The following is a 2,813-nucleotide window of genomic DNA, read 5'->3' as shown; positions in this document are numbered from 1 at the left end:
GAACACCCTGCCGTGGCGGATGCCGTGGTCGTGGCGCGTGCGGACGAGGCCGGGGACAAGAGCCTGGTGGCGTACGTCGTCGGCACGGCGGAAACGGCCCCGCTGCGGGAGCACCTGGGCGAGGCGCTGCCGGAGTACATGGTCCCGGCGGCGTACGTGGCCATCGACGCGATCCCGCTCACCAACAGCGGCAAGATCGACCACCGCACCCTGCCCGCCCCCGACCAGGGCGCGTACACCGGAACCCGGGGAACAGCCCCGCGCACACCCTCCGAGGAGCGGCTGGCCGCGATCTGGGCGGCTGTCCTGGAGCGGGACGAGATGGGGGTCGATGACAGCTTCTTCGACCTCGGCGGCGACTCCATCCGGGCCGTCCGTCTGGTCGGCGCCCTGCGCGCCGGCGGTTACGACGTCGACGTCCGTACGGTCTTCGAGCACCGCACCATCGCCGCGTTGGCGACCCATGTGACAGAGGACAGCTCTGTCTCGCCGGTCGGCACGGTGTCCCGCTTCGGGCTCCTCGGCGAGGAGGACCGTGCCGCGCTCCCGGCGGACGTCGTCGACGCGTACCCCCTGTCGCAGATCCAGACCGGCATGCTGGTGGAGATGCTGGCGGCGCAGGAGCAGGGCCGGTCGGCGTATCAGAACATCAACTCCTTCCGGATCCCCGACGATCAGCCGTTCTCCACGGAGGCGTTCCGCGCCGCCGTCGACCACATCACGCAGCGGCACGAGATGCTGCGTACGTCGATCGACTTCGTGCGCTACGCGCAGCCGCTCCAGATGGTGCATTCCGGCGCGCAGATCGAGCTGGCCGTGGCGGACGTGCGGGGGCAGAGCCCCGAGCAGCGGCAGCGGGAGCTGGAGGCGTTCGTGGCCGCCGAGGAGGCCGCCGCGTTCGAACTGCCCGCCGCACCGCTGATCCGTATGGCGGTGCATGTCGAGTCGGACGACGCCTGGCGGATCACGTTCACGTACGTCCACGCCATCGCGGACGGCTGGAGCTACCACAGCCTCGTGATGGAGCTGCTTGACTGCTACCGCAGCCTGCGGGACGGCGGTGAGGCCCCGGTGCACGAGGCGCCCTCCGTCCGGTACGCGGACTTCGTCGCCGCCGAACTCGCCTCGCTGGACAGCGAGGAGGACCGCGCCTTCTGGCAGGACCTGGTCGAGCGCCACGCTCCCTTGGCGTTGCCGGAGGCGTGGCGCGCGGCGACGGGCGGGACGAGCGAGCCGCTGCGACTGCGGGTCGACTTCCAGGAACTGGAGCAGGGCCTGCGCGAGCTGGCCACGCGGGCGCGGACCTCGTTGAGGAGTGTGCTGCTTGCGGCGCATCTGAAGGTGCTGTCCGCGCTCACGCCGGACGAAGCCTTCCACACGGGTGTCGTGTACCACGGCCGTCTGGAGGCTTCGGGTTCGGACCGAGTGTTGGGCATGCACCTCAACACCCTGCCGTTCCCGTCGACTCGGCCCTCAGGTACCTGGCTGGAGATGGTGGAGCGGGTCCACGCCCAGGAGACGGAGATCTGGGCCCACCGTCGCTACCCGCTTCCCGCCATCCAGCGGGACACCGGCGACGGCCGACGGCTGATCCCGGTGATGTTCGACTTCCAGAACTTCCACCAGGTCGACACCGAATCGGTCGATGTCGCCTCCGGACTCGGCGCGGGCTTCAACGAGTTCGCGCTCAGCGTCGTGGCCACGGGCGGCGGGCTCGTCGTCAAGACGCACACCGGCGCCCTCGGCCGCGCGAGCGCCGAGCGGCTGGCCTCGATGTACCGGCTCGTCCTGGAGGCCATGGCCGCCGATCCCGACGGCCACGCCACCGCCACCTACCTACCCGAAGCGGAGCAACCCCCTGTGTCCCGGCGCACCGAAGCCACCAGCACCGTGCTGACCCTTGAGACATTCGTCGGCCAGGCGTCGGCGACTCCCGATGCCGTGGCTGTCATTTGTGGTGAAGAGCGCGTCAGTTACGGGGAGTTGGAGGAGCGGTCGAGTCGGCTGGCTCGGCATCTGCGGGGTGTGGGTGTGGTGCCGGGTGGTGTGGTGGGGCTTGCTTTGCGGCGGTCGCCGGATGTGTTGGTGAGCATGTTGGCGGTGTGGAAGCTGGGGGCGGCGTATCTGCCGATCGACCCTGCGCTGCCGGCTGAGCGTGCCGCGTACATGGCGGAGGATGCCGGGGCTGTGCTGGTGGTCACGGATGACTACCTTGCCGCGCACCGTGCGGAGATCGACGGTCTGGCTCCTGTGTTTGAGTCCGTTTCCGCGGATCCGGAGCAGGTGGCCTATGTCCTGTACACGTCTGGTTCGACGGGGCGGCCCAAGGGTGTCGTGATCAGCCACCGCGCCCTGCACAACCTCCTGGCCTCCGTGCGGGACGACATCGGCACCGGGCGCCGTGGAGCGTGGCTGGCGTCGACGTCGATCTCGTTCGACATCTCGGGTCTTGAGCTGCACCTGCCGCTGATCACGGGCGGGCGGGTCGTTCTGGCTGACGACACCGAGGTCAAGGACGCCACCGCGCTGATCGCACTGATGGACCGGCACCGGGTTACGCACGTACAGGCGACGCCTTCGGGCTGGCGGCTGCTGCTCGCGGCCGGGTTCGACAACTACGCCGTGACCGCCCTGACCGGCGGAGAGCCGATCACGGCCGGTCTCGCGCGCGAGCTGATCACTCGGGTGCAGCGGTTGGTGAATGTGTACGGTCCGACGGAGACGACGATCTGGTCGTCGTTCTGGGATGTCCCCGATGTCCTGGACGGTGTCTCGATCGGTGGTCCGCTCGCCAACACCCAGTTGTATGTGCT

General features: G+C 69.4%; 1 protein-coding gene. It reads left to right on the top strand.

The window, feature by feature from the left end; genetic code table 11:
• Window positions 1–12 precede the first annotated feature (12 nt).
• A partial coding sequence (locus ACZ5U5_RS39715) for an AMP-binding protein (protein ID WP_469031513.1) occupies window positions 13–2,813 on the top strand: 2,801 nt, incomplete at its 3' end.

The organism is Streptomyces sp. NPDC033177 (assembly GCF_055577715.1).
The sequence above is the reverse complement of the archived record's forward strand: the minus strand, read 5'-3'. Positions and strand labels throughout refer to the sequence as shown.